The organism is Mesorhizobium sp. CA16, from assembly GCF_020165175.1.
Classification (GTDB): Bacteria; Pseudomonadota; Alphaproteobacteria; order Rhizobiales; family Rhizobiaceae; genus Mesorhizobium.
The window spans coordinates 15,124-41,419 of the sequence record NZ_JAIUHP010000027.1; the positions used below are offsets into that span (position 1 = coordinate 15,124).

Genomic DNA, 26,296 nt, shown 5'->3' on the forward strand with positions numbered 1-26,296 from the left:
TTCATTTGAGTTTGTTCGATGGCGTGTAGTTTATAATATCCTGCGCCCGGACCCAGCGGGGTTCGCCGCGCTTCAATTTCTGTTGAGCGCGCATGGCGAAGATCTTAGCGTTTTTGTAGTCGCCCGCATAATAGTGACCCTCGGCGGTAGCAAGATCGGCAGCCGGAATGTCGCCGAGCTCGCCATATGCCTGCGCCAGAAAACGATAGGCTTCGGAATTCTCCCTGTCCCGCGCGACGCCGTTGTTAAGCTGGGTGACAGCCTTTTTCAGCGAATCGGGCGTGCCGACCGCCATCAGCGACTGGCCGACCGAAACCAGCAGCAGGCCGGAGCGCGCGGGATCGAGGCTGGCCGCCTTGGCATAGGCGTCCGCCGCGTCCTTCGGCTTGTTGACCTTCATCAGGATGTCGCCGCGCAGTTCGTGGAAATAGGGGTTCTTCGGTTGTTCCTTGATCAGCGCCGCCGTTTTGGCGAGCGCCGCGCCCGGATTGCCGTAAAGATAGGTCTGCTGCGCGTCGCCATAGCGCGAGGCGAGGCTGGTCGGGTTCTTGCGCATCAGTCGCGCGACGGCTGCCTGGCCCTGCATATAAGCCGCGATCTTGATGCGCATCATGTCGTGCCGCTGCTGCAGTGCCGGCGAGTCGACAGCGTTGACGAAGGGGCTTTGCTTGACGAGGACTTCGAGGTTGGCGATGCGCTCCTGCGGCATCGGATGGCTGATCCGGTAGGGATCGACCTGGGTGCCGGCGAGCGAGAGCGCGCTCTGGAAGCGGGCGAAGGTCTTCAGCATGCCCATGCCGGACTGGCCGGTGGCGTTCAGATAGGTGATCGCCGAACGGTCGGCGGTGATCTCTTCGGTGCGCTGATAGGCCAGAATCGAGCGCTGCGCCATCTCGCCGCCGCCGGCGGCCACCCCCATGCCGGCGCCGGCAAGACCGCGGCTGTTGGTGGTGGCGCCGGCCACCATGGCGCCGGCGCCGAGCAGCGTGGCGATGATGGCCATGGTCTTGGCGCGGTCGAGCTGGTCGCGCAATTTCTCCTGGTGGCCGCCGGCGATATGGCCGGCCTCGTGCGCGATAACGCCGATGATCTCGTTCGGCGTTTCGGCGGTCACCAGCGCGCCGGTGTTGATGAACAGCCGCCGGCCGGTGACGAAGGCGTTGAAACTCTGGTCGTTGACCAAAACGATGTCGATGCCGTCATTGGCAAGCCCCGCCGCTTTGAAGATCGGCCGGGCATAATCGCGCACCAGCGCCTCGATCTCGGCGTCGCGCACCACCGGCACGCCCTGCGCGAAGGCGCTGACCGAGCTCGATAAAGCAACGGTGGCGGCCAGCAGAATCGTCGCGAAGCCGCGCGCGGTTCGGCTGAGTGAGGTCGCTTTGCCAATTAACGGTCGGGGTCGGCTCAACATAGGTCCACTGGTAGACGAGCGGGCGAAAGATGAAAAGTCGGCGCCGGCAACTTCCTGCGCGCTTGTGATCCCCACATCAATCGGGCATTTGTGCGGCGCTGTCCCGCAACTAGGGCAGTTAGGGCAAGTCTGCTCTAGCTTGCGTCCAGAATTCGCCCAAATAGAGCAGTTGGAAGAGGTCAGATGGTCGTTTCGCTTTCGCGCCGCGGGGAAGTCGAGCCGTTCCACGCCATGGACATCCTGGCCGAAGCCAACCGGCTGAAGGCTACCGGCGTGCCCGTGGTGTCGATGGCGGTCGGCCAGCCGTCGAATCCCGCGCCGGCCGGGGTCCGCGAGGCGGCGGCCGCGGCTCTGCGGCATGGCCGCATCGGCTACACCGACGCTTTGGGCTTGGCCGATCTGCGCAAGGCGATCGCGGGGCATTACGGCGAGCACTACGGTATCGACGTCGCGCCATCGCGCATTGCCGTCACGACCGGCTCGTCGGCCGCCTTCAACCTGGCTTTCCTGGCCATGTTCGATCCGGGCGACCGTGTCGCCATCGCCGCGCCCGGCTATCCCGCCTACCGCAACATCATGGCCGCGCTCGGCATCGAGATCGTCGAGATAGAGCTCGGCTCGGATGCCTACCTGCATGCCGAGCACCTCAAGGCCGCGCATCGCGGGAAGCCGCTGAAGGGCGTGCTGTTCGCCAGTCCCGCCAATCCGACCGGCGCGGTGATTCCGGCCGATGAGCTTGCCGCGCTGGTGAAAACCGCCGAGGAGCTCGGCATCGCCGTGATCTCCGACGAGATCTATCACAGGCTGGCCTACGCGGCGCCGGATGTCACCGCCCTGGCGCACGGCCCCGGCGTGACCGCGATCAATTCCTTCTCGAAATACTATTGCATGACCGGCTGGCGGATCGGCTGGATGGTGCTGCCGGAAGAGCTTGTGCGGCCGGTCGAGCGTGTTGCCCAGAGCCTCTATATCTCGCCGCCTGAACTGTCGCAGGTCGCGGCGATCGAGGCATTCAAGGCAACGCAGGAACTGGAAAAGGTGAAGGCGCGCTACGCCTGGAACCGCGACCTTCTGATGAAGCGCCTGCCGGAACTCGGCTTTGCGCTCGCCGCGCCGATGGATGGCGCCTTCTATGCGTTCTGCGATGTCACTCGCCACACCAACGACAGCATGGCCTTTGCGCGCAAGATGCTGGCTGAGGCGCATGTCGCGGCAACGCCCGGCCGCGATTTCGACCCGCTGCAGGGACATCGCACCATGCGCTTTTCCTATGCCGGCAGCCATGACGACATGGTCGAGGCGCTGGCGCGCATCGAACGCTGGCTGAAATAACCGCCATGCCGGAACTCGAGCAAGCACTGGCGGAAGTGGCCGCCGAAATGGCGGAGCGCACCGATCGCGGCGAGGTGGCGAGCTATATCCCGCAGTTGGGCAAGGTCGATCCGAAGAAATTCGGCATTGCCGCCGTGACCAATGACGGCCGCGTCATGCTGGCCGGCGATGCCGATCAGCCCTTTTCGATCCAGAGCGTCTCGAAAGTCTTCACGCTCACGCTGGCGCTGGGCAAGGTCGGCGATGCGTTATGGCATCGCGTCGGCCGCGAGCCATCCGGCAACCCGTTCAACTCGATCGTCCAGCTCGAGCATGAGAACGGCATCCCGCGCAATCCCTTCATCAATGCCGGCGCCATCGTCGTCTCCGACGTCCTGCTCGCCGGCCATCAGCCGCGCGAGGCGATCGGCGAAATCCTGCGTTTCATCCAGTTCCTCGCCGATGACGAGACGATCATCATCGATCGCGAGGTGGCGGCATCCGAGCGCGCCACCGGCCACCGCAACTTTGCCCTGGCCAACTACATGAAATCCTTCGGCAATCTCCATCATGCTCCCGAGCTCGCGCTGGGTGTCTATTTCCACCATTGCGCGGTTGCCATGAGCTGCCGTCAGCTCGCCATGGCCGGCCGGTTTCTAGCCAATGGCGGCAGGAACCCGGCGACCGGGCATTCGGTCGTCTCGGCCGAACGGGCACGCCGCATCGGCGCGCTGATGCTGACCTGCGGCCACTATGACGGTTCGGGCGATTTTGCCTTCCGCGTCGGCATCCCCGGCAAAAGCGGTGTCGGCGGCGGCATTCTCGGCATCGTGCCAGGGGTTGCTTCGCTGGCGGTGTGGTCGCCCGGCCTCAACGAGAACGGCAACTCCAAGCTCGGCTCCATCGCGCTGGAGAAGCTCGCCCGGATGATGAACTGGTCGATCTTCGCGCCGTAAAACAGCAAAGCGCTGGCGGTTGCCACCCGGAGCTGCGCTGAAAAGGCAGTCGGCGAAATGAAAAATCCCGCGCCAGATGGGGCGCGGGATTGTTTCAAAAGATCAGCCTAACGATATGAAGAGCTTAGAAAAAACCCTTGCGCTGCCACCAGCCGGCGCGCTTCGGCTTGTCTTCGGCCTTGGCCTCGTCGGAGACGTTCGAAGACACCACGGGAACAACCGGCGCGTCGACTGACTGTGGCTTGCGCCGCGTCGGATGGGCGTTGGTGGCAGGCTCCGCCTCGGTGGCCGCGGGAGCGGCAGCGGCCGGCTCCGGCTCGGGCTGGACAGCCGGGGGCGCGACCTGAGCCTCGGCCACAGGCTCCGATACCGTCTCCGCCGCGGCTTCCTCAGCCACCTTCTTAGCCCTCGAACGGCGGGGCTTCTTCGGCTTTTCGACCGCCTCGGCATCGTCATTAGCCGCGGCGGGAGCAGCAGGTTCCTCGGCAGGAGCGGCCATCGCCGGCTCGCTTACGGCATCCTGGCCTTCAACCGGCTCACCCTCGATGTCGCCCACGGTTTCGCTGCCAACGGCCTCCGAAGCCTCGTCGTCACGTCGGTTGCGCTTACCGCCGCGCTTCCCGCGCCGGCGCTTCTTTCCGGAACCGTCGTCGGCAGTGGCCGCTACAGCTTCACCGCCGGCGGTTGCCTCCTCGACGGCCTCGTTCGTCGTCTCGTCGTCATCGGTTTCGCCGGCTTCCATCGGCGCCGCCGCGACGTCACCATTGTGCTCGCGGTCGCGATCCCTGCCGCCGCGCCGCCGCCGGCGCTTGCGCCGTTTGCGGTCACGGCCTTCGCCATCCTCGGACCGCTGCTGGTGCTGGCCCTGCTGCGCGTGGCGCGGCTGTTCGGGCTGGACCGAGACTTCCTCCTCCGCTTCCTCGACGACGATCTCGTCCTCGGGCTCTTCCGGCTCGACATAGGCCGGCAGGCTGCGCACCTCGACGAAGCCTTCCGGCTTCTCGGCAATGGCGCCGCGGAAGATCGCGTAGTGCTGGGTGCCGAGCGTCTCGTCAGCCTCGATCGTGATGGTCAGGCCGAAGCGGGCTTCGAGTTCCACCAGGTTGGCGCGCTTGTGGTTGAGCACATAGAGCGCGGTCGCCGACGGCGTGCGCACGATGATGTGGCTGCGCGAATCCTTGAGCAGGAATTCCTCGATCGCCCGCACGACCATCAGCGCCACGGAGGAATCGGAGCGCACATGGCCCGTGCCGCCGCAATGCGGACAAGGCTTCATGGTCGATTCCAGCACGCTGGCGCGGATGCGCTGGCGCGACATTTCCATCAGGCCGAAGTGTGAGATGCGGCCTACCTGGATACGGGCGCGGTCGTTCTTGAGGTGGTCCTTCAGCCGCTTCTCGACGGAGCGGTTGTTGCGGTTCTCCTCCATATCGATGAAGTCGATGACGATCAGGCCGGCAAGGTCGCGCAACCGCAACTGCCGCGCGACTTCCTCTGCCGCTTCCAGATTGGTGTGGAGCGCGGTCTCCTCGATCGAATGCTCCTTGGTGGAGCGGCCGGAGTTGACGTCGATCGCAACCAGCGCCTCGGTCTGGTTGATGATGATGTAGCCGCCGCTCTTCAGCGTCACCTGCGGCTGCAGCATGCGGTCGAGCTGCGCTTCGATGCCGTTGCGCACGAAGATCGGCGTGGTGTCGCGGAATGGCTGAACCACCTTGGCGTGGCTCGGCATCAGCATGCGCATGAAATCCTTGGCCTCGCGGTAGCCGTCTTCGCCGGAGACAAGGATCTCGTCGATGTCCTTGTTGTAGAGGTCGCGCACCGAGCGCTTGATCAGGCTGCCTTCCTCATAGACCAGGGCTGGGGCCGAGGACTGCAGCGTCAGGTTGCGGACGTTTTCCCAAAGCCGCATCAGATATTCGTAGTCGCGCTTGATCTCGGCCTTGGTGCGGCTCTCGCCGGCAGTGCGCAGGATGACGCCCATGCCCTGCGGCACGTCGAGATCGGCCACGACCTCCTTCAGCCGCTTGCGGTCCTGGGCGTTGGTGATCTTGCGCGAGATGCCGCCGCCGCGCGCCGTGTTCGGCATCAGCACCGAATAGCGGCCGGCAAGCGACAGATAGGTGGTGAGCGCCGCGCCCTTGTTGCCGCGCTCTTCCTTGACCACCTGCACCAAAAGGATCTGCCGGCGCTTGATGACTTCCTGGATCTTGTACTGGCGACGCACCGGCTTGCGGCGGTTGCGGATTTCCTCGAGCGCGTCCTCGGCGCCGACCGATTCGACCTCGTGCTCGTCCGAATGCGAGGCCGAGACGTCCTCCAGCATGCCGCGATCATCGTCGCTGGCGGCGGCTTCGCCGCTCTGCTGATCCGCCTGCGGCATCGCCTCGGAAATCACGTCGGCATCGATGCTCGCGGCAATCGAAGTAGGACCGCCTTCGGAAGGCTTGCCATTGTCGTTGTCCGTGGCGTAATCTCCGCCAGCCTCGGCGGCGGGTCCTTCAGCCGCTTCCGATACGGCCTCGACGGCCGCGGAGGCTGTTCCGGCATTTTCTGCCGGGGTAGCGGCGGTCTCGCCGGCGGCTTCCTCGCCCTTGACAACCGCAGCGGCGGTTTCGTCAACGGCTATTGCTTCGACCGGGCTTTCCTCGTTCTCCGAGGAAGCGTGCTTGTGCTCGCCGCGGTCGCGGTTCTTGCCGCCGCGCCGGCGGTTGCGCCGGCCGCCGCGGTCGCGCGCCTGCTGCTCTTCGCCGTTCTCGGCTTCCTCGTCGTCTTCGTCCTCGGCCTCCTGCGCCTCGGCGCGCAGCAGAGCCTGACGGTCGGCGACCGGGATCTGGTAATAATCGGGATGAATTTCGCTAAAGGCGAGAAAACCGTGACGGTTGCCGCCATATTCGACAAAGGCCGCCTGGAGGGACGGTTCGACGCGGGTTACGCGGGCGAGGTAGATGTTTCCTTTGAGCTGCTTTTTGTCCTGGGATTCAAAGTCGAATTCTTCGATGCGGTTACCGCGAACGACAACAACGCGTGTTTCCTCCGGGTGGGAGGCGTCTATCAGCATCTTGTTGGGCATTATTTTGTTTCCTGCCGGCAGCCGACGGCGGCAGCTGGCGTGGCAATGCCCGCCGCTGTGCGCCTGTATCTGTGTGCATGCCGGATAATTGAATGTCCGCCGGCCGCCGCTTGAGCGCAATGGCGGTGCCGCCCGCAGCCATTACGGCGCGGTTTGATGCGGACCTTTCCATGATTGCGCTTGAAGCCATCGGCACCCGGCAGAACCTTTTGAACCAAAGCCCGGGCTAAGCCGGACCAGCTTGTTTGCTCACAAAGAGCCGGCGCGGGGCAAACCCGGCCGTTTTCCTCACGCAAGCGATTCCCCCGCCACGAGGGCACGCCTGCGAAAATCGTCGCGACCACCTGAGCCTGGAAGGGTAAAGGAGCCGCCTTTGCATCCAGCCTTTGGCAGGAAACTGCTGAGGCGAGCGGTTCCAGGATTGCAGTGATCCAATGTCGCTTTTATGATTTGGCGGGATGGAAGGCAACCCCGATTTCGGATGCCGGCAAAAAGCGCTTCCCCTGGGGAAGGCGCCTTCGTCCCGCTCTATGAAAGGCTTGGTTAACCTTCTCTGAATACCAATCGTTAATCGAGTTGGCGGCCTGACAGGCATTCTGCGAGAAGACCGGGCGCAATGCGTCAAACCGGGAGCGACGGACAAGAGATGGGATCGGCGGGCGCCGCAGACAAGAGAGGTGGGGTCGCCGGGCATCTCCTGCGCGTGACGTGGACTGGCTTGCTGCTGGCGGTCCTGTCCTGTTTCGTCGCCGCCGCGCACGCCGAAACCCTGCTTGGCGCGACTGGCTACAAGATGGCCGGCGACGCCACCAAAATGCGTATCGTGGTGAATTTCGACCACGAGCCGGACGTCAAATGGTTCCTGCTGCGCGGTCCCAATCGCCTGGTCGTCGATCTGCCGCGCACGCGATTCGCGCTCGACGCCAAGGATGTGAAGCCGCGCGGCCTTGTACGGGCCGTTCGCTACGGCGATCAGGGACATGGCTCGCGCCTGATCCTCACCGGCAAGGGCCCTTTCGTCGTCGACAAGCTCGACGTGCTCAAGAATGACGACAGCAGCGGCTACCGCATCGCCATCGATATGTCGGCTGCCTCCGAGCGGGAGTTCGACGAAGCTCTCGCCAACCAGTCGCTGACTACCGGTTCGACGGTTTCGACCGAAAAGGGCGAACGGGTCGGCACCGGACCGGTCTCGGCGCCCGGCCATCGCTTCACGGTGGTTATCGATCCGGGCCATGGCGGCGTCGATGGCGGCGCAGAAAGCTCCGCCGGCACGGTCGAGAAGGACGTCACGCTCGCTTTTGCCAAGGAACTGCGCGACAAGCTCGCCGCGGTCGGCAAATACGATGTCTACATGACACGGGACAACGACGTGTACCTGGCGCTCGACGAACGCGTGCGCATCGCGCGCCAGCACGAGGCTGATCTTTTGATCTCCGTCCATGCCGATACGATCGCCGTCAAAGGTCTTCGCGGTGCCACGGTCTACACGCTTTCGGACAAGGCTTCCGACCCGGAAGCCCAGGCGCTCGCCGATCGCGAGAACCTGTCCGACCAGTTCGCCGGAATGAAGATCGAGGACGACAACAAGGAAGTTACTGACATTCTGATCGACCTGATCCGCCGTGAGACCCATGGTTTCTCGATGAGCTTCGCCCACACGCTGGTCGGTCAGCTGTCGACCAGCGTCGGCATGATCAACAATCCGCAGCGCTCGGCCGGCTTCAGGGTGCTCAAGGCCCCCGACGTGCCGTCCGTCCTGGTCGAGCTCGGCTACCTCTCCAATAACAAGGACGAGGCGCAACTGCTGAACGCCGACTGGCGCGGCAAGGCGGCGCAAAGCATAACCAACGCGGTTGCCCTGTTTGCCGCCGCCAAGGCCGGAACCGCGACGGGCGGCTGACCCGCCGGAACCTGCCCGCAACCGCCGGGCGTCTGCAACCGCAAGCAGCGTTGCATGACGACAACACCCGGCGTTATTATTCGGCAACCGAGTCCTCAAATTTCGCGCTGCCGTATTTTGTCCACATGGCCGCTACATGGGTTTTTCGATTGCGGATTGGGACCGCCCCGGGAAGCTTGCGCGACTGTCGGCTTCGTTTAGGAAATTCCCGAACCTCGGACTGGAGCGGGCATGATTCGTCTCATCGGCTATTTCTTTGGCATCGGCACGACGCTGGCGCTGCTGGTGGCGGCCGGTCTTGCCATCTATATCAGCCATCTGACCAAGGACCTGCCCGACTACGAGGTTCTGGCCAAATACGAACCGCCGGTGACGACGCGCATCCATGCCTCCGACGGCGCGCTGATGGCTGAATATGCGCGCGAGCGGCGTCTCTATCTGCCGATCCAGGCCATCCCGGACCGCGTCAAGGCCGCCTTCATGTCGGCCGAGGACAAGAACTTCTACAACCATCCCGGCATCGACATCACCGGCCTTGGCCGCGCCATCGTCGTCAACCTGCAGAATTTAGGTTCCGGCCGGCGCCAGGTCGGCGCCTCGACGATCACCCAGCAGGTGGCGAAGAACTTCCTGCTCTCTTCTGATCAGACCTATGAGCGCAAGATCAAGGAGATGATCCTGGCCTTCCGCATCGAGCAGGCCTATTCGAAGGACCGCATCCTCGAGCTCTATCTCAACGAAATCTTCTTCGGCTTTGGCGCCTATGGCGTCGCGGGCGCCGCGCTCACCTATTTCGACAAGTCCGTCAACGAGCTGACAGTCGCGGAAGCCGCTTATCTCGCCTCATTGCCGAAGGGCCCGAACAACTATCACCCCTTCAAGCACGCCGACCGTGCCCTGGAGCGCCGCAACTGGGTCATCGACCAGATGGTCGAGAATGGCTACGTCACCCGCGAGGAGGGCGACAAGGCCAAGGCCGAACCGCTCGGCGTGACGCCGCGCCGCAACGGTTCCTACCTCTTTGCCGGCGAGTACTTCACCGAGGAAGTCCGCCGCCAGATCATCGCGCGCTACGGTGAGAATGCGCTTTACGAGGGCGGCCTGTCGGTGCGCACCACGCTCGATCCGAATGTCCAGCTTATCGCCCGCAAAGCGATGCAGAACGGCCTGCTCAAATACGACATGCTGCGCGGCTATCGCGGTCCGGTGACGCATATCGACGTCACCGGCGACTGGGGCGTGCCGCTCGGCAACGTGAAGGGGCTCGAGGATGTTCCGGAATGGACGCTGGCCGTCGTCCTCGACAGTTCGGCAACCGGGCTGACCATCGGCATCCAGCCGACGCGGCAGATTTCCGGCGATCTGGTCAAGGAGCGCGTCCAGGGCACCGTCAGCAAGGAGGACATGGGCTTCGCCATGCGCCACTTCGTCAACGGCAAGTCCGTCAGGGCGAAGTCTCCGGCGGAAGTGCTGGAGCCCGGCGACGTGATCTTCGTGCAGAAGAACGACGGCTCCGACAACACCTACATGCTGCGCCAGGTGCCGGAGGTCGAAGGCGGCCTCGTCGCCATGGATCCGCATACCGGCCGCGTGCTGGCCATGGTCGGCGGCTTCTCTTACGCGCAGTCGGAATTCAACCGCGCCACACAGGCGATGCGCCAGCCCGGTTCCTCGTTCAAGCCGATCGTCTATTCGGCGGCGCTCGACAATGGCTACACGCCGGCTTCGGTGATCATGGACGGCCCGATCACCATCCAGAGCGGCAACACCACCTGGACGCCGAAGAACTATGACGGCACGGTCGCGGGCCCGGCCACCTTGCGCTCGGGCATCGAAAAGTCGCGCAATCTGATGACCGTGCGACTGGCCAACGACATGGGCATGAAGCTGGTCGTGGAATATGCCGAGCGCTTCGGCGTCTACGATCATCTGGCGCCCTATCTGCCGATGGCGCTGGGCTCGGGCGAGACAACCGTCATGCGCATGGTGTCGGCCTATTCGATCATGGCCAATGGCGGCAAATCGATCAAACCCTCGCTGATCGACCGCATCCAGGACCGTTACGGCAAGACGGTGTTCAAGCAGGACGAGCGCGGCTGCGAAGGCTGCAATGCCACTGAGTGGATGAGCCAGACCGAGCCGGAGCTGGTCGACAATTCCGAGCAGGTGCTCGACCCGATGACGGCATACCAGATCACCTCGATGATGGAGGGCGTCGTGCAGCGCGGCACCGGCGCCACCATCGGCGAGCTCGGCCGCCACATCGCCGGCAAGACCGGCACGACCAATGACGAGAAGGACGCCTGGTTCATCGGCTTCACCCCGAACCTCGTTGTCGGCCTCTATATGGGCTACGACACGCCGCGCGGCCTTGGCCACGGCGCCACCGGCGGCGGCTTGGCGGCCCCGATCTTCAAGGATTTCATGCGCGTTGCGCTCGACGGCAAGCCGAACACCGACTTCCAGGTTCCCGACGGCATGAAGCTGATCGCAATCAACCGCAAGACCGGCATGCGCGCCGCCGAAGGCGATCCGAACACCATCATCGAGGCTTTCAAGCCTGGCACCGGTCCGGCTGACAGCTACTGGGTGATCGGCATGGGCGCGGATGGCTCGAACGGTTCGGGCGGAGCGCTGTCGCCGCAGGCCAACCAGGCCATCCAGGACGGCGGCGGCGGTCTCTACTGACCTTGCCGGATTTTCGCAATGGGCCGGCAGGGGGTGCCGGCCCATTTCGCTTTACAGGCAGCGATGCCGTGCCTATGTATCGCGCCTATTCCGAAAAGACCGAAAAGAACAGGACCGAACCAAGAGCCATGCGCGCGGAAACGCTCAACATCGTCGACGAGATCAGGCAGGCGATAACCCTGCTGAGGAGGCATCTTTGACTGGGATCAGGCTGTAAAGCGGCTTGAATACCTGAATTCGCGCGCCGAGGAGTCCAGCCTCTGGAATGATCCCATCGAAGCGCAGAAGCTGATGCGGGAGCGCCAGGAGCTCGAGGACGGCATCGCTGCCGTCAAGGGGATGACGCAGGCGCTGGAAGACAACATCGGGCTGATTGAGCTCGGCGAGGAAGAGGGCGACGACGGCATCATCGCGGAAGCGGAGGCGGCGCTGCGTTCGATGCAGGGCGAGGCGAAGGCGCGCCAGGTCGAAACGCTGCTGTCGGGCGAGGCCGACGCCAACGACACCTATCTCGAAATCCATGCCGGCGCCGGCGGCACCGAGAGCCAGGACTGGGCCTCGATGCTGCTGCGCATGTACACGCGCTGGGCCGAGCGCCGCCGCTTTAAGGTCGAGGTGCTGGAAGTCCATGACGGCGAAGAAGCGGGCATCAAATCCGCCACCGTGATGATCAAGGGCCACAACGCCTATGGCTGGCTTAAGACGGAGTCCGGCGTCCATCGCCTGGTGCGCATTTCGCCCTATGACAGCAACGCGCGGCGCCACACCTCCTTCGCCAGCGTCTGGGTCTATCCGGTTATCGACGACTCGATCGAGATCAATGTTTCCGAATCCGACGTGCGCATCGACACCTATCGTTCCTCGGGTTCGGGCGGCCAGCACGTCAACACCACCGACTCGGCGGTGCGCATCACCCATCTGGCGACCGGCATAGCGGTCGCCTGCCAGGCCGAGCGCTCGCAGCACAAGAACCGCGCCAAGGCTTGGGAAATGCTGCGCTCGCGGCTTTACGAGGAAGAGCTGAAGAAGCGCGAGGCGGTCGCCAATGCCACCGAGGCGTCGAAGAGCGATATCGGCTGGGGCCACCAGATCCGCTCCTACGTGCTGCAGCCCTACCAGCTTGTGAAGGATCTGCGCACCGGCGTCGAAAGCACCTCGCCTTCGAGCGTGCTCGACGGCGACCTTGACGAATTCATGGAAGCCTCGCTCTCGCATCGCATCGAGGGCGGCGCAGGCGAAGCGGTGGCGGACCTCGACTAGTACGCACCCGTTGCAGGAGCGGAGGAAGCCGGTGTCTACGGTACTTGCGGGAAAATGCTTCTGCGGCGCCGTCCACTATGAGGTTGCGGACGAATTCGTTTATGCGGCGAACTGCCATTGCTCGAACTGCCGGCGCACGACAGGCTCCGCGTTCAAGCCGTTCGCCGGCATCGAGCGCGACAAGTTCCGTCTCATCGCGGGCGAGGGCGGGCTGCTGATCTTCGGCGACTTGAACGGCCACGACGCGCATTGCGGGCGATGCGGCTCGCTCCTCTATTCATTGGTCCGCGACGGCGCCTACGTGCATGTCGCCATGGGCACGCTGGTCGACGAGCCGACGATACGGCCGAGCGCGCACATTTTTGTCGGGTCCAAGGCGAAGTGGTTCACAATCGCCGACGACCTGCCGCAGTATGATGAGCATGTTCCCGACTGAACGTCTGGAACCAGCTTGAGCCGAATCTCGTTGTCGGGCACCAGATCCGCGCGGCTAACCGCTCATTAACCAAGCCGACGCACGATTCTGGATAGCAGAGGTTGGCGTGAAACGCGGCATTGCCGTTGCAAGCGGATGCTTGCGCCAGCCAGGGAATCAGCCCAGCCTTCGGGCTGGGTAAAAAGCATTTATGGCCGGATGCGGCATATCTGCGACCGACGATCCGGCCACTGGGAAGACACGTTCCGGGAACGGGCAAGCGAAAACGCTTGATGCTCGAAAGGAACGCTTCGATGTCTGCTGCCATATCAAGATCGGCCCAAGCCGTTCGACCGGCTGGCCGACTTTTGTTCTCCCTGTTCGCCGTTGGAGCGATCGCGGCGCTGGCGCCGCCGGCTGCTGCGCACGATGCCCAGCCCACGGCTGCCATGCCGCAAGGCTGGAAATATCCCTTTGCCTGTTGTGCCAACTACGATTGCAAGGAGGTGCCGCAGTCATCGATTAGCGAGCGGCCCGAGGGCTACGTCATAAAAGGTACGGGCGAGGTGGTGGCTTATGCCGACAAGCGGGTCAAGAATTCGCCCGACGGCGAGTACCATTGGTGCGCGCACCAGGCCGGGCTCGACGCCGGCAAGACCATCTGCCTGTTCGTGCCGCCTCCCTCTTACTAGGGCTCCGAACCTGCCGCGGAAGGCGAGGCGCTGGGGCTCGATCCACGGCAGGAGAAGGCTGCCGACCTTGCTGACAGACGGTTGTCAGGACGGTTTCTTTATGTTGCCTTGCACCGAGCAATTCCAGGAAAAGTGCGTAGCGGTTTTCCGTCCGGAATTGCGTGAATCCAAAGTGCGCAATTCCAGGAAAAGTGCGTAGCGGTTTTCCGTCCGGAATTGCGTGCACCCAGGACGAGCAATTCCAGGAAAATTGCGTAGCGGTTTTTCCTCCGGAATTGTGTGAAACTAAGGGCGCGGCGGACAACGGAGAGGTTGAGTCCATGACCATCAGGGGAAGCTGTCACTGCAAAGCGACAACCTTCGAGGTTGCCGAGGCGCCGCGGACGGTGACGCAATGCACATGCTCGTTCTGCTCGAAGCGGGGCTCGTTATGGGCCTATTATGTGCCGTCGCAATTCAAGCTGACGAGCCCGCCGGAGAATGTCTCCTTCTATCGCTGGGGCTCAAAGACGGTGAAGCATGGTTTCTGCGCCATTTGCGGCTGCGGCACCTTCACCGAGACGCCTGATTGGTCGACCGGAGAGCCGGATTTCGACAACCCGAAGATCAGCGTCAATTCGCGCCTGTTCGATGATTTCGATCTGGACAAGGTCGAGGTGGTGGTCATCGACGGCAAGAATTTGTGGTAGAGCCGACACGGGAGCCACCGCCGGACTTTACCGGCGGCATTCCCGTTCCGTTTTTCGCCGCATTTCATGCTACAAGGCTGCGGAAGGGCTGATTTGGCGCGGTCGCAAAGGCCGCGAATTGGAGAGGGACCAATCTTATGAAGAAGACTGTGCTCGTCGCCGTGGCGACGGCTCTATTGGTGAGCGCCTGCACCACCACCGATCCGTATACCGGCGACCAGAAGATCTCCAACACGGCGGCCGGTGCCGGCCTCGGCGCCCTGGCAGGCGCCAGCCTTGGCCTGCTGGCCGGTGGCAACGACCGCCGCAACGCGTTGATCGGCGCCGGCATCGGCGCGCTCGCCGGCGGCGCGATCGGCGCGACGATGGACCAAAACGAGGCCGAGCTTCGCCGTCAATTGCAGGGCACCGGCGTCAGCGTCACCCGCAGCGGCGACCAGATCATCCTCAACATGCCGTCCGACATCACCTTCAATGTCGACCAGGACGCGGTGAAGCCGGGCTTCTATCCGGTGCTGAATTCGGTCGCGCTGGTGCTGAAGAAATTCCGCCAGACCACTGTGGACGTGTTCGGCCACACCGATTCGACCGGCGGCGACGAGCACAATTTCGACCTGTCGCAGCGTCGCGCGCTTGCCGTCGCAAACTACCTGTCCGGCCAGGGCGTCGATCAGCGCCGCTTCGCCGTCACCGGCTTCGGCAAGACCCGCCCGATCGCATCCAATGCGACCGCCGCCGGCCGCGAGCAGAACCGCCGCGTCGAAATCCAGCTGTCGCCGCTCACCTGAGAAAACGGCGCGCAGAGGCGCAATTCCATCAAGACAAACGGCTCCGAAAGGGGCCGTTTTTGTTTGAAATAGCCCAAAGATGGGTTCGAAGGCCTTAGGACATTAGTTTGTTCTAATTAATGCTTTTCCAGAACCAGGGAAAGGACTAACATTCTGCTGTTCCAGAGGGGATGGGGCGGTCAATCGGCCGCGCAATCAACATCTACCGCCCCGGTCTTGCACGGCCAGATCAAGAGAATCTGGGAGGAATGCATGACAAGAACAGCTCGCTTGGGGCGCTGCGGCGTCCTCGTTTTGACATGTCTTATCGGCACATCGTTCGGGCTCGCTTCGGCCCGGGCCGAGGACGCCAACAAGGCCGACATCGAAGCCTTGAAGAAATCGCTGGCCAAGTACGAAGATTACACCGCCGCTGTTCGCGACCTTTATTTGTCGACCGTCGGCTGCATCCACTATGGCGGCGAGAAGATAGACGGCGCTATGTACTATCAGAAGGGCGCGATGGGCATCCATTTCGTCAACGTTCCGAGCGTCGGCAAGCCGCTCGACCCGATGAAGCCCAACGTCCTGATCTACGAGCCGACCAAGAAAGGCTTGAAGCTGGTCGGGGTGGAATGGCTGGTGCCGCTGACGCCGGACACCAAGGAGGTGCCGATGCTGTTCGGGCAGAAATTCATGGGGCCGATGGAAGGCCACTACCCGCTCATTCCGAGGGAGTTCGTCCATTACGACCTGCATGCATGGCTGTTCAGGGACAATCCGAACGGCATGTTCAGCCCAACGAACCCGAACGTGAAATGCAGCAAGGCCGAGTTCCCGATGCTTGAGAAGCCGACCAAGATGATGCCGGGTCCGATGTAGGCATCGCCTTTGGCTGAATTGTTCCAGGCGAAGCCAAAAACGAAACGGCCCCGTGTGGGGCCGTTTTCAATTCAGGCTACGCTGATATCGGCTTCAGACCTTCGCGACGATCCGCATGAAGGCCGGCACGTCGTCGCCGAAGCCGACGGTTGCGTCGTCTTCTTCCTGACGATGGCGGCCGGGGCGGTCGCGCTGCGGACGGGCGTCGCCGCGCTGCTCGTGACGGCTGCCAGGACCCTTGCGCTCGTTCTCGGAACGGATCGCGTCCTTGCGGGCGCGGCGTTCGGCGATGTCGGCCACTTCGGCGACAGGCTGTTCCTCACGCGCGGCATCGGGCGTCTCGTCGCGCTTGGCGGGACGGTCCTTCTTGCGCTCGCCCCGATCCTTGCGGTCCTCGTCCTTGCGGCCGGCGCGACGCGGGGCGCCGCGGCCGCGGCGCGGCTGCTCCTCGCCCTCGCTCTCGGTCACGGTCGACAGGTCGCCGTCATGCCACTCGATCTTGGTGCCGATCAGCCTCTCGATGGCGTCGACATATTTGGTGTCGGAGCGGGTCGCGATGGTGAAGGACTTGCCGGCGCGTCCGGCGCGGCCGGTGCGGCCGATGCGGTGGACGTAATCCTCGGCGTGGATGGGCACGTCATAATTGAAGACATGGCTGACATCGGGAATGTCGAGACCGCGCGCTGCGACGTCCGAGGCAACGAGGTAGCGCAGCTTGCCGTCGCGGAAATTGGCGAGCATCTGCATGCGGGCGCGCTGGTCCATGTCGCCATGCAGCGCGCCGGCATCGAAATCATGCTTCAACAGCGAGCGGAACAGCTCCGACACCTCGACCTTGCGGTTGCAGAAGATGATGGCGTTCTTCAGATCGGCGTCTTCGGCCTTGATCAGGTCGCGCAGCGTCTCGCGTTTTTCCCAGGGTTTTGAGCCGGACTTGACCAGCCGCTGCGTGATGCTGGTCGCCGTGGAGGCGGCCTTCGAAACCTCGACGCGCACCGGCGCGTGCAGGAACTTCTCGGTGAGCTTGGTGATCTCCGGCGGCATCGTCGCCGAGAAGAACAGCGTCTGGCGCGTGAACGGGATCATCTCGCAGATGCGCTCGATATCGGGAATGAAGCCCATGTCGAGCATGCGGTCGGCCTCGTCGATGACGAGGATCTCGACGCCGTTGAGCAGAAGCTTGCCGCGCTCGCGGTGGTCGAGCAGGCGGCCGGGCGTCGCGATCAGCACGTCGGCGCCGCGCTCGAGCTTCTTGTCCTGTTCGTCGAAGGAGACGCCTCCGATCAGCAGCGCGATATTGAGCTTGTGGTTCTTGCCGTATTTGATGAAGTTTTCCTCGACCTGCGCGGCGAGCTCACGGGTCGGTTCGAGGATCAGCGTGCGCGGCATGCGGGCTCGGGCCCGGCCCTTTTCCAGGCGCGTCAGCATCGGCAGCACGAACGAAGCGGTCTTGCCGGTGCCGGTCTGGGCGATACCCAGCACGTCCTTGCCGAGCAGCGCATGCGGGATGGCGCCGGCCTGGATCGGCGTCGGCGTGGTGTAGCCGGCATCGGTGACGGCGGAGAGAACCTTCGGCGACAAGCCGAGGTCTGAGAATGTCAACGCTTCTTGAGCGATCGTGGTGTCTGAGGACAAGTGTTTGTTGTCTTTGTTGGTTGGGAAAATCGCGACACAGTAGCCGCGGCAGGCGCCGCGCGCCTGCAAGATCGGTGTTGCAGTTAGGCGCAAGCCCTCGATTTGTCAACAGAAACGGACCGAAATACAGCGATTGTGAAGCCGTAACCTTAATCGCGATGCTTAAAGCGCGTCGCGCTGAAACGGTTTGAGGCTTCGCGCTTTATGTCTTTGCTTGATCACGCCGTATCGCCCAAAACCGCTGCGCGCTTTTGGGCGATATGCATTGATCGAAACAATATCCTTGCGCCGGCTCAGTAGCGGAACTGCTCGGCAAGGATACGCTCGTTCCAGGAATGGTTCGGATCGAACAGCAAAGTTGCCGTCGCCGTCGGCGATTCCCGCACGGTGACGGAGGCCACTGCCTTGACCTCGGTATGATCGGCCGCGGCATTCACCGGGCGCTTTTCGGCTTCCAGGATGTCGAAGCGCACGGTCGCCTTGTTGGACAGCAGCGCCCCGCGCCAGCGGCGCGGCCGGAAAGGACTGACCGGCGTCAGCGCCAGAAGCGGCGCATCGAGCGGCAGGATCGGCCCATGCGCCGACAGATTGTAGGCAGTGGAACCGGCGGGCGTCGCGATCATCACGCCGTCGCAGTTCAGCTCCTCCAGCCGCACCTGGCCGTCGACGGTGATGCGGATCTTCGCCGTCTGGTAGGATTGGCGCCACAGCGCCACCTCGTTGATGGCCGGCGCCGAAATCGTTTCGCCGTCATGCGTCACGGCCACCATTTCCAGTGGCCGGATCGTCTCGGAGACGGCGTTGGCGATGCGTTCCTCGAGGCCGCCGGCGCGATATTCGTTCATCAGGAAGCCGATGGTGCCACGGTTCATGCCGTAGACCTTCTTGCCCGTGCTCATCGTCTCGCGCAGCGTCTGCAGAAGAAAGCCGTCGCCGCCGAGCGCGATGATGATCTCGGCATCCGCGACAGGCACCTGTCCATAGCGCGCGGACAGGCTTTCCAAGGCCGCGCGGGCGTCGTCGGTGTCGGAAGAAACGAAGGCGAAACGGCTGGCGGCTTTGCTCATGGCTCCCGGAGGGCGACCGTCTGCGGGGCCGCGCCGGCGACGGCGTAGCATGCGGCGCCCACGTCTGTGAAGGGCGCTGCGCCGGCTGGCGGTCACACCCGATAATCGCGCTTCGTGACAGCCGCGACATGAATGTGATGGCTGCTATGGTTAAGGCGAAGCTTAAACACTCGTAAAGCCGGATCGATCATGTTAGCCGACAGTGGATGGGTTGGCGGGGGCTAGCCAGTCGAGAGACCTGTCTATTGCCGGTAACGCGTCTGATCATAGTCTTCCTGATGATGGGAAGTTTCGCGCTGATGTTCGCCGAGCTGGTGCGTCATTCCGAAGAGATGAGCCAGCGGCCGCAGCCGACAGCTTCCCGCTGCGGCGACGCCACGGGAACACTTTGCCCGCAAAGGGCGCTGTAGGCTTCGCTTCCCCTGATCGCTCAGCCGCTCTGCAAGTGGCACCCGGCCTTGCGCTTGCCCGCGACATATTCGTCGATGAGTTGCCTGTAGCGCACCTTGCCGAAGCTCGGGAAATGGCCGCCATGCACGACCGAGACGTTGAGCTCGCGCATGGAAAGCAGGGTCCCGACATAGTCATCGATGTCGGAGTGATAGACGTCGTCGATCAGCGGCCCGTCATAAACTATGTCGCCCGACAGCAGGATGCCGGTCTTTTTCTCATAAAGCGCGATCCCACCGGGCGAGTGTCCAGGCGTGTGGATGACCATGAAGGCGCGGTCGCCGAGGTCGATCACGTCGCCAAGCTCGAGCAGCCGGCCCGCCGGCGCGGGCAGGATGCGGTAGCGCGCCGTATCCCAGCCTTCAGGCGCACCGTCGAACATCTCCTCATTGGCGTAGCGGTCCGCCACCGTCCATTCATTGCGCGGATCGGCAAGGATTGCCGCTTCGGCCGAATGCACGCAGCGGTCCGGGAATTCGTGATGGCAGCCGATATGATCGAAATGCGTGTGGCTGGCGACGCAGGTAAGCTTGCGCTCGCTCACCAGCGGCACATGGCGTTTCAGGCTGAAATGGCCAAGGCCGGTGTCGAACAACAGGTCGCGGTCGCGCCCGCGCACATGCCAGATGTTGCAGCGGAAGAACGGTTTTATCCACGGCTCATGGATGAGCGTGATGTCGTCGCCCATGCGGATGGTTTCGTACCAGTCCGGAGCCTCGATGACCGGAAGCGTGCTCATGGATCAGTCCGCCAGCAGGATGATGTCTTGAACGTTGCATGAAACCAGGATCGTGTCGCCTGCCTGAATAGTGGCGGAAGCGGGCGCCTTCGCGATAAATTGCAGTGCAGGATCCAGCGTCGAGATGGCCAGCACACGCTTGAAGCTGCCCTGGAAGACGAGATCGCCGATCTTGGCCGTGCCGAGCGCGACATCGCCTTTCGCTTCGCCGAGGGCGATATGCTCGGGCCTGATGGCGAGCGTGACCTTGGCGCCGGCAGGCGATGCACCTGGCAGTGAAATCGGCCCCACTGCCGTCTTGGCCGTGACGATCCCGTTCTTCGCCTCGGCCACGGTGCCGGCAAGGATCGTGCTCTCGCCCATGAAAGTGGCGGAAAAGCGCGTCGCCGGCCGCGCATAGACGCGCTCGGGCGGGCCTTCGTCCTCGATGCGGCCGTCATTCATCACCACGCAATGGTCGGCCAGCGCCATCGCTTCTTCCTGGTCGTGCGTGACATGGATGAAGGCGGTGCCGACGCGCTTCTGGATCGCCTTCAACTCGTCCTGCATCTGCCGGCGCAATTTGAGATCGAGCGCACCGAGCGGCTCGTCGAGCAAAAGCACCGCCGGCTCGATGACCAGCGCGCGGGCCAGCGCTACACGCTGCCGCTGGCCGCCGGAGAGCTGATGCGGCTTCTTGCCGAAGGCGGCCGCCAGCCCGACGAGGGCAAGCGCATCGCGCGCCTTCGCCGCCCGGGTCGCGCCGTCTACGCCTTGCATGCGCAGCCCGAAGCCGACATTGCCGCCGACGCTCATATGCGGAAACAGCGCGTAGTCCTGGAAGACGGTGGTCGTCGGGCGCTTCGCCGGCGGCACCGCGGTGCAATCCACACCACGGATGAACACCTTGCCCTCGCTGGGCGTGACGAAGCCGCCAAGGATCGAAAGCAGCGTCGTCTTGCCGGAACCGGATGGTCCGAGCAGGATCGTGTAGCTGCCGGGCTCGATCGCCAGCGAGACGTTCTTCAGCACCGATAGCTGGCCGAAGCGATGCGAGACATTGCGGATATCGACCAAGGGCGCGCTCATGCCGGCTTTCTCCGCAACAGCGTCAGCTCGAAAAGCACCACCAGGACGATGGAGACGGCAAAGACCAGCGAGCCGACGGCATTGGTCTTGGGATTGAGGCCGGAACGCAGCAGGTTCCAGATCTCCACGGGCAGCGTCGTCTCGAAGCGGGTGAGCAGAAAGGAGATGACGAACTCATCCCAGGAGAAGGTCATCGACAGGAAGAAGCCGGCGAAGATCGCCGGCGCCATGACCGGCACGGTGATCATGAGCAGCACCTTCCACTCGGCGGCGCCGAGGTCGCGTGCGGCGCGCTCGATGTTGATCTGGTGGTCGCCCATCTGGCTGTAGATGATGGCAAAGCAGAGCGGCAGATTGATCACGACATGGCCGATGCCGGCCGCGAGCAGCGATTTCGGCACACCGGCCCAGTTGAACAGCACCAGCAGGCCCATGCCGATGATGAGATAGCTGACGGTCAGCGGCAGTGTGATCAGGCCGCGCAGGATGGCCGAGCCCGGCAGCATGAAGCGCGCGAACCCCCAGGCGGAAAGAAAGCCGAGCGTGACCGAAGCGAGCGAGGAGAGCACAGCCACCAGCAGCGAATTGAGGAGCGCCGAGGTGAGCCGCGCATCCGACAGCACCGCCTGGTACCAGCGCAGCGACGGGCCGGTGAAGGGCGGGATCGGGAAGGACGTGGCCTGCAGCGAGAACAGCACCAGCACGACCACCGGCAGGAAGATGAAGCCGTAGATCGCGACGGCGTAGACCCAGGCGGCGAGGCGGACGGCGACGCGCATGGTCAGGCCCGCTCGATCTTCAGCCAGCGCGCGCAGGCGGGATAGGCGATGGTGACGACGGCCATCAGGATGATCGACAGCGCCGAAGCCAGCGGAAAATCGCCGCGGCGGCCGATCTGCATCATGACGAGCTGCGGCATGACCAGCTCGTTGTTGCCGCCGAGGATCTGCGGCGTGATGTAGTCGCCGATGCAAAGCACGAAGGTGAGGAAGGCGCCGACCATGATGCCCGGCAAGGTCAGCGGCAGCACGACATGCAGGAAGGTGCGCACCGGCCCGGCGCCGAGGTCGGCGGCAGCCTTGCGGTAGCTCGGGCTGAGTTGTTTCAGATTGGCGAAGATCGTCAGCGTCAACAACATGACGAAAAAATGCACGAAGCCGGTGACGGTCGCGAAACGCGTGTTCGCAAGCTGCAGCGGCTCGCCGATCATGCCGATGCCGGTCAGCGCCCGGTTGATGACGCCGTTCTGCGCCAGCACCAGCAGCCAGGAATAGGAGCGCACGACATAGGAGGTCCAGAACGGCAGCACAGCCAGCATCAGCGCCAGCCGCTGCCAGCGTTCCGGCACCATCTCGGCAAGAATCCAGGCAAAGGGATAGGCAAGCAGGATCGAGATGACGGTGACGATCGCCGTTACCTCCAGCGAGTTCACCATCGCCCGCCAGTAGGACGGATCGGAGAAGAACTGGCTGTAATTGGCCAGAGTGAAGCCGCCGCCGTCATGCGCCGTCAGGCTGGAAAACCCCATGGCGATGAAGGGCAGCACGAAGAAAGCACATGTCCATGCCAGCGCCGGCGTGACCAGCGCCCAGGGCAGGGCGCGCGACTTGTTTCCCGCTGATGTCATCGGCCGGTTTACTGCGCCTGCAGCATCTCGGTCCACATATCCTGCATCTTCTTATCGAGATCGGCGTTCGGCGCCGGATAGGCCTGGGCGCGGGCGAGGAAGCCGGGCTGTTCGTCGAAGCGCAGGATCTTCTTCTGATCATCAGTCAGCGCCGCCTTCTTGTTCGACGGCATCCCCCAGTAGCAGGAAGAGGTGGCAAGCCGCGCCTGGCCCTCGGGACTCAGGATGTATTGGATGAATTTCAGCGCCATGTCCTTGTTCTTGGAATCCTTGAACATGGCGAGCGACTGCGACCAGAGCACAGCACCTTCCTTCGGGATCGAGAAGTCGAGCGCGGGGTTCTCCTTGGCGAGCCCCGCCGTCACCCATTCGCCGCCGCCGACTAAGATATCCACCTCGCCGGTGGCAAGAGCCGTCTGGCTGGCTGTGACCTCGCCGACCAGCTTGGCGTTGGCCTTCATCTTGAGCAGTTCAGCCTTGAGGGCAGGCAGATCGGCCTCGGTGAGGTCGGCGGTCTTCTTGCCGATGGCCAGAGCGGCCATGCCGATCACCGGCAGGTAATAGTCGTAGATCGCGATCTTGCCCTTGTATTTGTCGCTGGTGAGCGAGGCCAGCGACTGCATGTCGGCCGGATCCACCTTGGTCTTGTTGAAGCCGATCGTATTGTAGCCGAACTTTTCGGTGATGCCGTATCGCTTGCCGTCGACGACGGTCGACTTGTCCATCGTCACTTCCGGGAAGAGGTCGGCGAAGGGCAGCTTGTCTTCGGGTAGCGGCTCGAACAGCCCCTTCTCGACGCCGCGCGGCACGTCGATGGAATCGATCACCATCACGTCCCAGTCGCCCGGCTGCGACTGGTCGACGATGGCCAGCCCCGCGCCGGTGCCTTCGAATTCCTTGACGTTGACCTTGACGTTGTTGGCTTCCTCGAAGGGCTGCAGCAGTGCCGGATCGGAATGATCGCACCAGATCAGCGCGTTGAGATCGGCGGCCTGGGCGGCACTGGCTGCGAGCAACAACGCGGCTGTCGCGCTGGCGGCTGCGAGATGAGACTTCAGGGTGGAAAGCGGAGTCCGGGCGGTGATGGTCATCGAGTGTTCTCCCTGCCTTGCTGGCTTGTTGGAAGAAAAGTTGAACCAATTCTAAAATTGAGTCAATTATGATTTTGTGGCAGAGAGGCCGATATGAGCGGATTGCGCGAACGGCAGAAGGCGGACCGGCACAGGCGCATCATCGATGCGGCGACTGAGCTGTTCCGCGAGGCCGGCTACGAAGGCGCCAAGATCGAAGCGATCGCAGCGCAAGCCGAGGTCTCGATCGGCACGATCTACAATTACTACCAGAACAAGGGCGACATCCTCGGCGCCATCGTGTCGATGGAAGTCAACGAGGTGCTGAACGCCGGGCGAGGGGTGGTGGCCAGCCCGCCCGCCAATGTCGGCGACGCGCTCGACACTTTGATCGGCATCTATATCGAGCACTCGCTGAACTATCTGAGCAAAGAGATGTGGCGTCAGGCGATGGCGATCTCGACACAACTGCCTGACAGCCCCTTCGGCCAGGCCTACACCGCCCTCGACCGGGAACTGACAAGGCAGATTAGCGCGCTGATAGTCCGCCTCCAGGAACTCGGCCTTGTTCGCGCCGACATCGACGGACCGGCGGTGGGCGAGCTGATCTTCAACAACATGAACATGATGTTCATCGAGTTCGTCAAACGCGACGAGGCGAAGATACCGGAGCTGCGCGCTGCGATACGAAGGCAGAACAGGGTGCTGGTGGTGGCGATTGGGGTGTGAAGCGAAATCGCTGCCGCCGAAGCGCCCCTAACGGTTGATCAGCCACAGGATCGCCGAGACCACGACGCTGATCAGTATTCCCGTGGTGATGGGAACGTAGAGCCTGAAGTTCTCGCGCTCGATCACGATATCGCCCGGTAGCCGGCCAAGGCCGATCCGGCCCACCCAAGGCCATAGCAGACCTACGGCAAGCAAACAGAGACCAACGATGATCAGGGTTCGCGACATGCTTCCCCGCGTCTGCGTCACGCCACTAGCGATCATAACCGGCGTGCTCAGCCGCGTGCGCTCGCGAACAGCGTTTGTTCGAAGGGCATTGCGGGCGTCTCCGCTACAGGATGGTGCCCCCGGCAGGGATCGAACCCGCGACCTTCGGTTTACAAAACCGCTGCTCTACCAGCTGAGCTACAAGGGCACGGCGCTCCGGTAGCACATTTGGTGCGCCAGTAAAGACAAAACTCCGTTTTGGGTTGCCAATGGACGCCGTGGCTTGGTCGGCATGCTGAAAAACGCTGCGCCGCTTCCTACATCGTTCTCGGGTGCAATCGCATCGAACGGGTGCCGCATGATCAGATTCGTCATCATCCTGCCGCTCATCGTCGTGACCTGGCTTCTGCTGGTGAAGGTCATCAGCGATCTGAAGAAGGCCAACATCGACTGGACCGGCGTCGCCACCTTTATCGGCTTCATCGTGCTGGCCTTCTGGCTGAGGCATGTCACGGGGATGGGGTGAAAGAGAGCGAGTAGCGAATAGTGAATAGCGAATAGGGGATTTGCATTCAGCATATCCCCGCTTTCCCTACTCGCTATTCGCTACTCCCTATTCGCTCAGTCCCGGCGAAAAAAATCGCAAAAATACTTCGAACCTTTTTCCGGGCCGCAGCGACAGACGATCAAGAGGCGGATGGTTCGCCTCTCCACCGAAACAGGAGATCGTCATGTTCATGCGCACCATCGTTTCCGGCCTCATCGCCGCCACCGTCGCCGCCGGCTCGCTCGTCGGCACCGTCCAGCCTTCGGCCGCCCACGACCATCATCACCGCCGCGAGCTCGGCATCGGCATCGCCGCCGGCGTCGGCGGTTTCGTTCTCGGCAGCCTGCTTGCCCAGCAGCAGCCCCGCAGCGTCTATGTCGAGGACGATGGCTACGACTCGATCCACGTCCGCCGCTGCTACGCCCGCTACGCCAGCTACGACGAGCGCACCGACACCTATATGAGCTACGACGGCCCGCGCTATTGCAGGCTCTAGGAGGGAGCTGAACAAACGGCTGGAAAGAGGGGCTGCCCGCAGCCCCTTTTCTTGCGTTGAGCAACCGCCTGATTGGCTTGATGTGAAGCGAACGACGTTTCGGCCTCCAGCAATTCAGGAATTGGGCTTCAGCTCCGGCATTGCCAATCCCGCCGCCTTGCAGGCGCCGATGACTGAAACGTCATTTATCGCAACGAGTTCAAAGCTGTTTCCGGCATCGGGATAGATCTTGCCGATGAATGGCTCGCTGCCGCCGGGAGAGCCCTTGTCGTCGACATAGCCGCACGCCACCACTTCGTGGCGGCCGTTCAACGTACGTTCTCCGGCGAGCATCGTTCCGAATCTGGCAGCGATGGGGTCCTTCAGGTGCTGGCGGACGCCGGCGGTGATGATCTCCTCCAGAGCCAGCGAGATCGGGACGGGATCGACTAGCGGGTTGCTGCTGGGGCTGGCGATGGGCTCGACCGGCGGTGCCGCCGCCACGCATCCGCAAAGGGAAGCGGCGGATAGGAGGTAAAGTGTTTTCCGCATCCGTGCCCTTTGGCATGCATTCCGACGCCGCGGCAAGACCGGTCAAGTCCGGCGTCCGTCCTGGTATGGCCGGCCTGCCT

General features: G+C 63.2%; 26 protein-coding genes and 1 tRNA gene. 15 read left to right on the top strand and 12 right to left on the bottom strand.

The window, feature by feature from the left end:
- Window position 1 precedes the first annotated feature (1 nt).
- The gene (locus tag LB525_RS26350; protein WP_224532347.1) at window positions 2-1,414 is read right to left on the bottom strand and encodes a M48 family metalloprotease; all 1,413 of its coding nucleotides are present in this window, start codon (window positions 1,412-1,414) and stop codon (window positions 2-4) included.
- 183 nt (window positions 1,415-1,597) lie between these two features.
- Here LB525_RS26350 and LB525_RS26355 point away from each other — a divergent pair, with 183 nt between their 5' ends.
- Window positions 1,598-2,746 carry a pyridoxal phosphate-dependent aminotransferase gene (locus LB525_RS26355; RefSeq protein WP_224549025.1) on the top strand — a complete coding sequence of 383 codons (1,149 nt, stop codon included), beginning with the start codon at window positions 1,598-1,600 and terminating at the stop codon, window positions 2,744-2,746.
- A gap of 5 nt (window positions 2,747-2,751) precedes the next feature.
- Window positions 2,752-3,681, top strand: a complete 930-nt coding sequence (locus tag LB525_RS26360; protein ID WP_224549027.1) for a glutaminase — start codon at window positions 2,752-2,754, stop codon at window positions 3,679-3,681.
- A gap of 124 nt (window positions 3,682-3,805) precedes the next feature.
- Here LB525_RS26360 and LB525_RS26365 read toward each other — a convergent pair whose 3' ends face one another.
- Window positions 3,806-6,754, bottom strand: coding sequence for a ribonuclease E/G (locus LB525_RS26365; protein ID WP_224549029.1), 2,949 nt, complete (start codon window positions 6,752-6,754; stop codon window positions 3,806-3,808).
- A gap of 92 nt (window positions 6,755-6,846) precedes the next feature.
- On the opposite strand from LB525_RS26365, the gene LB525_RS26370 reads away from it, so the two are divergent.
- The 9 genes from LB525_RS26370 to LB525_RS26410 all read left to right on the top strand — a co-directional run bounded on the left by LB525_RS26370 (window position 6,847) and on the right by LB525_RS26410 (window position 16,050).
- On the top strand, window positions 6,847-6,984 hold the full coding sequence (locus LB525_RS26370; protein WP_176477023.1) for a hypothetical protein: 138 nt from the start codon (window positions 6,847-6,849) through the stop codon (window positions 6,982-6,984).
- A gap of 416 nt (window positions 6,985-7,400) precedes the next feature.
- A complete protein-coding gene (locus LB525_RS26375) occupies window positions 7,401-8,657 on the top strand; it encodes an N-acetylmuramoyl-L-alanine amidase (RefSeq protein WP_411971053.1) in 1,257 nt (418 codons plus the stop codon).
- Between the two features lie 231 nt (window positions 8,658-8,888).
- Window positions 8,889-11,345: a penicillin-binding protein 1A gene (locus LB525_RS26380; RefSeq protein WP_224549031.1), complete on the top strand. Its 2,457-nt coding sequence runs from the start codon at window positions 8,889-8,891 to the stop codon at window positions 11,343-11,345.
- 128 nt (window positions 11,346-11,473) lie between these two features.
- Window positions 11,474-12,605 (top strand): peptide chain release factor 2 gene (gene prfB, locus LB525_RS26385; RefSeq protein ID WP_224549033.1). Its coding sequence is split into 2 segments (ribosomal slippage): window positions 11,474-11,539 and window positions 11,541-12,605, totalling 1,131 coding nucleotides; the frame shifts between segments, so codons are not numbered across the junction.
- Between the two features lie 31 nt (window positions 12,606-12,636).
- Window positions 12,637-13,041, top strand: coding sequence for a GFA family protein (locus LB525_RS26390; protein ID WP_224549035.1), 405 nt, complete (start codon window positions 12,637-12,639; stop codon window positions 13,039-13,041).
- A 293-nt stretch (window positions 13,042-13,334) separates the two neighbouring features.
- Window positions 13,335-13,712, top strand: coding sequence for a hypothetical protein (locus LB525_RS26395; RefSeq protein ID WP_095767886.1), 378 nt, complete (start codon window positions 13,335-13,337; stop codon window positions 13,710-13,712).
- A 320-nt stretch (window positions 13,713-14,032) separates the two neighbouring features.
- Window positions 14,033-14,401 carry a GFA family protein gene (locus LB525_RS26400; RefSeq protein ID WP_095767598.1) on the top strand — a complete coding sequence of 123 codons (369 nt, stop codon included), beginning with the start codon at window positions 14,033-14,035 and terminating at the stop codon, window positions 14,399-14,401.
- A 137-nt stretch (window positions 14,402-14,538) separates the two neighbouring features.
- Entirely contained in the window at window positions 14,539-15,189 is a 651-nt protein-coding gene (locus LB525_RS26405; protein ID WP_027170410.1) for an OmpA family protein, read from the top strand.
- Window positions 15,190-15,441: 252 nt separating this feature from the next.
- Window positions 15,442-16,050 carry a hypothetical protein gene (locus tag LB525_RS26410; protein ID WP_224549037.1) on the top strand — a complete coding sequence of 203 codons (609 nt, stop codon included), beginning with the start codon at window positions 15,442-15,444 and terminating at the stop codon, window positions 16,048-16,050.
- A 93-nt stretch (window positions 16,051-16,143) separates the two neighbouring features.
- On the opposite strand, the gene LB525_RS26415 is transcribed toward LB525_RS26410, so the two are convergent.
- Complete coding sequence (locus LB525_RS26415) at window positions 16,144-17,685, bottom strand: DEAD/DEAH box helicase (RefSeq protein WP_224549038.1); 1,542 nt, start codon at window positions 17,683-17,685, stop codon at window positions 16,144-16,146.
- A 293-nt stretch (window positions 17,686-17,978) separates the two neighbouring features.
- A complete protein-coding gene (locus tag LB525_RS26420; protein ID WP_140842832.1) occupies window positions 17,979-18,752 on the bottom strand; it encodes an NAD kinase in 774 nt (257 codons plus the stop codon).
- A 245-nt stretch (window positions 18,753-18,997) separates the two neighbouring features.
- On the opposite strand from LB525_RS26420, the gene LB525_RS26425 reads away from it, so the two are divergent.
- Window positions 18,998-19,162 (top strand): hypothetical protein, encoded by a 165-nt coding sequence (locus LB525_RS26425; protein ID WP_224532355.1) that lies wholly within the window; start codon window positions 18,998-19,000, stop codon window positions 19,160-19,162.
- Window positions 19,163-19,182: 20 nt separating this feature from the next.
- Here the strand turns inward: LB525_RS26425 and LB525_RS26430 are convergent, their stop codons facing one another.
- The 5 genes from LB525_RS26430 to LB525_RS26450 are packed head-to-tail and all read right to left on the bottom strand — an operon-like array spanning window position 19,183 to window position 23,727.
- The gene (locus tag LB525_RS26430; RefSeq protein ID WP_224549040.1) at window positions 19,183-19,941 is read right to left on the bottom strand and encodes an MBL fold metallo-hydrolase; all 759 of its coding nucleotides are present in this window, start codon (window positions 19,939-19,941) and stop codon (window positions 19,183-19,185) included.
- Between the two features lie 3 nt (window positions 19,942-19,944).
- Window positions 19,945-21,009 carry an ABC transporter ATP-binding protein gene (locus LB525_RS26435; RefSeq protein ID WP_224549042.1) on the bottom strand — a complete coding sequence of 355 codons (1,065 nt, stop codon included), beginning with the start codon at window positions 21,007-21,009 and terminating at the stop codon, window positions 19,945-19,947.
- On the bottom strand, window positions 21,006-21,788 hold the full coding sequence (locus LB525_RS26440) for an ABC transporter permease (RefSeq protein ID WP_224549044.1): 783 nt from the start codon (window positions 21,786-21,788) through the stop codon (window positions 21,006-21,008). The genes LB525_RS26435 and LB525_RS26440 overlap by 4 nt, the downstream gene beginning before the upstream one ends.
- Before the next feature lie 2 nt (window positions 21,789-21,790).
- Window positions 21,791-22,636, bottom strand: a complete 846-nt coding sequence (locus tag LB525_RS26445) for an ABC transporter permease (RefSeq protein WP_224549046.1) — start codon at window positions 22,634-22,636, stop codon at window positions 21,791-21,793.
- 8 nt (window positions 22,637-22,644) lie between these two features.
- Entirely contained in the window at window positions 22,645-23,727 is a 1,083-nt protein-coding gene (locus tag LB525_RS26450; protein ID WP_224549048.1) for a spermidine/putrescine ABC transporter substrate-binding protein, read from the bottom strand.
- A 93-nt stretch (window positions 23,728-23,820) separates the two neighbouring features.
- Between LB525_RS26450 and LB525_RS26455 the strand changes: the two genes are divergently transcribed.
- Complete coding sequence (locus LB525_RS26455; RefSeq protein ID WP_224549049.1) at window positions 23,821-24,435, top strand: TetR/AcrR family transcriptional regulator; 615 nt, start codon at window positions 23,821-23,823, stop codon at window positions 24,433-24,435.
- 27 nt (window positions 24,436-24,462) lie between these two features.
- Here LB525_RS26455 and LB525_RS26460 read toward each other — a convergent pair whose 3' ends face one another.
- Together LB525_RS26460 and LB525_RS26465 are read right to left on the bottom strand one after the other, a co-directional pair.
- Window positions 24,463-24,699, bottom strand: a complete 237-nt coding sequence (locus LB525_RS26460; protein ID WP_318012421.1) for a DUF2905 domain-containing protein — start codon at window positions 24,697-24,699, stop codon at window positions 24,463-24,465.
- A gap of 75 nt (window positions 24,700-24,774) precedes the next feature.
- A tRNA-Thr gene (locus LB525_RS26465) sits at window positions 24,775-24,850 on the bottom strand.
- A 150-nt stretch (window positions 24,851-25,000) separates the two neighbouring features.
- Here LB525_RS26465 and LB525_RS26470 point away from each other — a divergent pair.
- Window positions 25,001-25,168: a hypothetical protein gene (locus LB525_RS26470; protein WP_140842871.1), complete on the top strand. Its 168-nt coding sequence runs from the start codon at window positions 25,001-25,003 to the stop codon at window positions 25,166-25,168.
- Between the two features lie 205 nt (window positions 25,169-25,373).
- Entirely contained in the window at window positions 25,374-25,685 is a 312-nt protein-coding gene (locus LB525_RS26475; RefSeq protein ID WP_224549053.1) for a BA14K family protein, read from the top strand.
- A gap of 114 nt (window positions 25,686-25,799) precedes the next feature.
- On the opposite strand, the gene LB525_RS26480 is transcribed toward LB525_RS26475, so the two are convergent.
- On the bottom strand, window positions 25,800-26,168 hold the full coding sequence (locus LB525_RS26480; protein WP_224549055.1) for a hypothetical protein: 369 nt from the start codon (window positions 26,166-26,168) through the stop codon (window positions 25,800-25,802).
- Window positions 26,169-26,296: the final 128 nt, after the last annotated feature.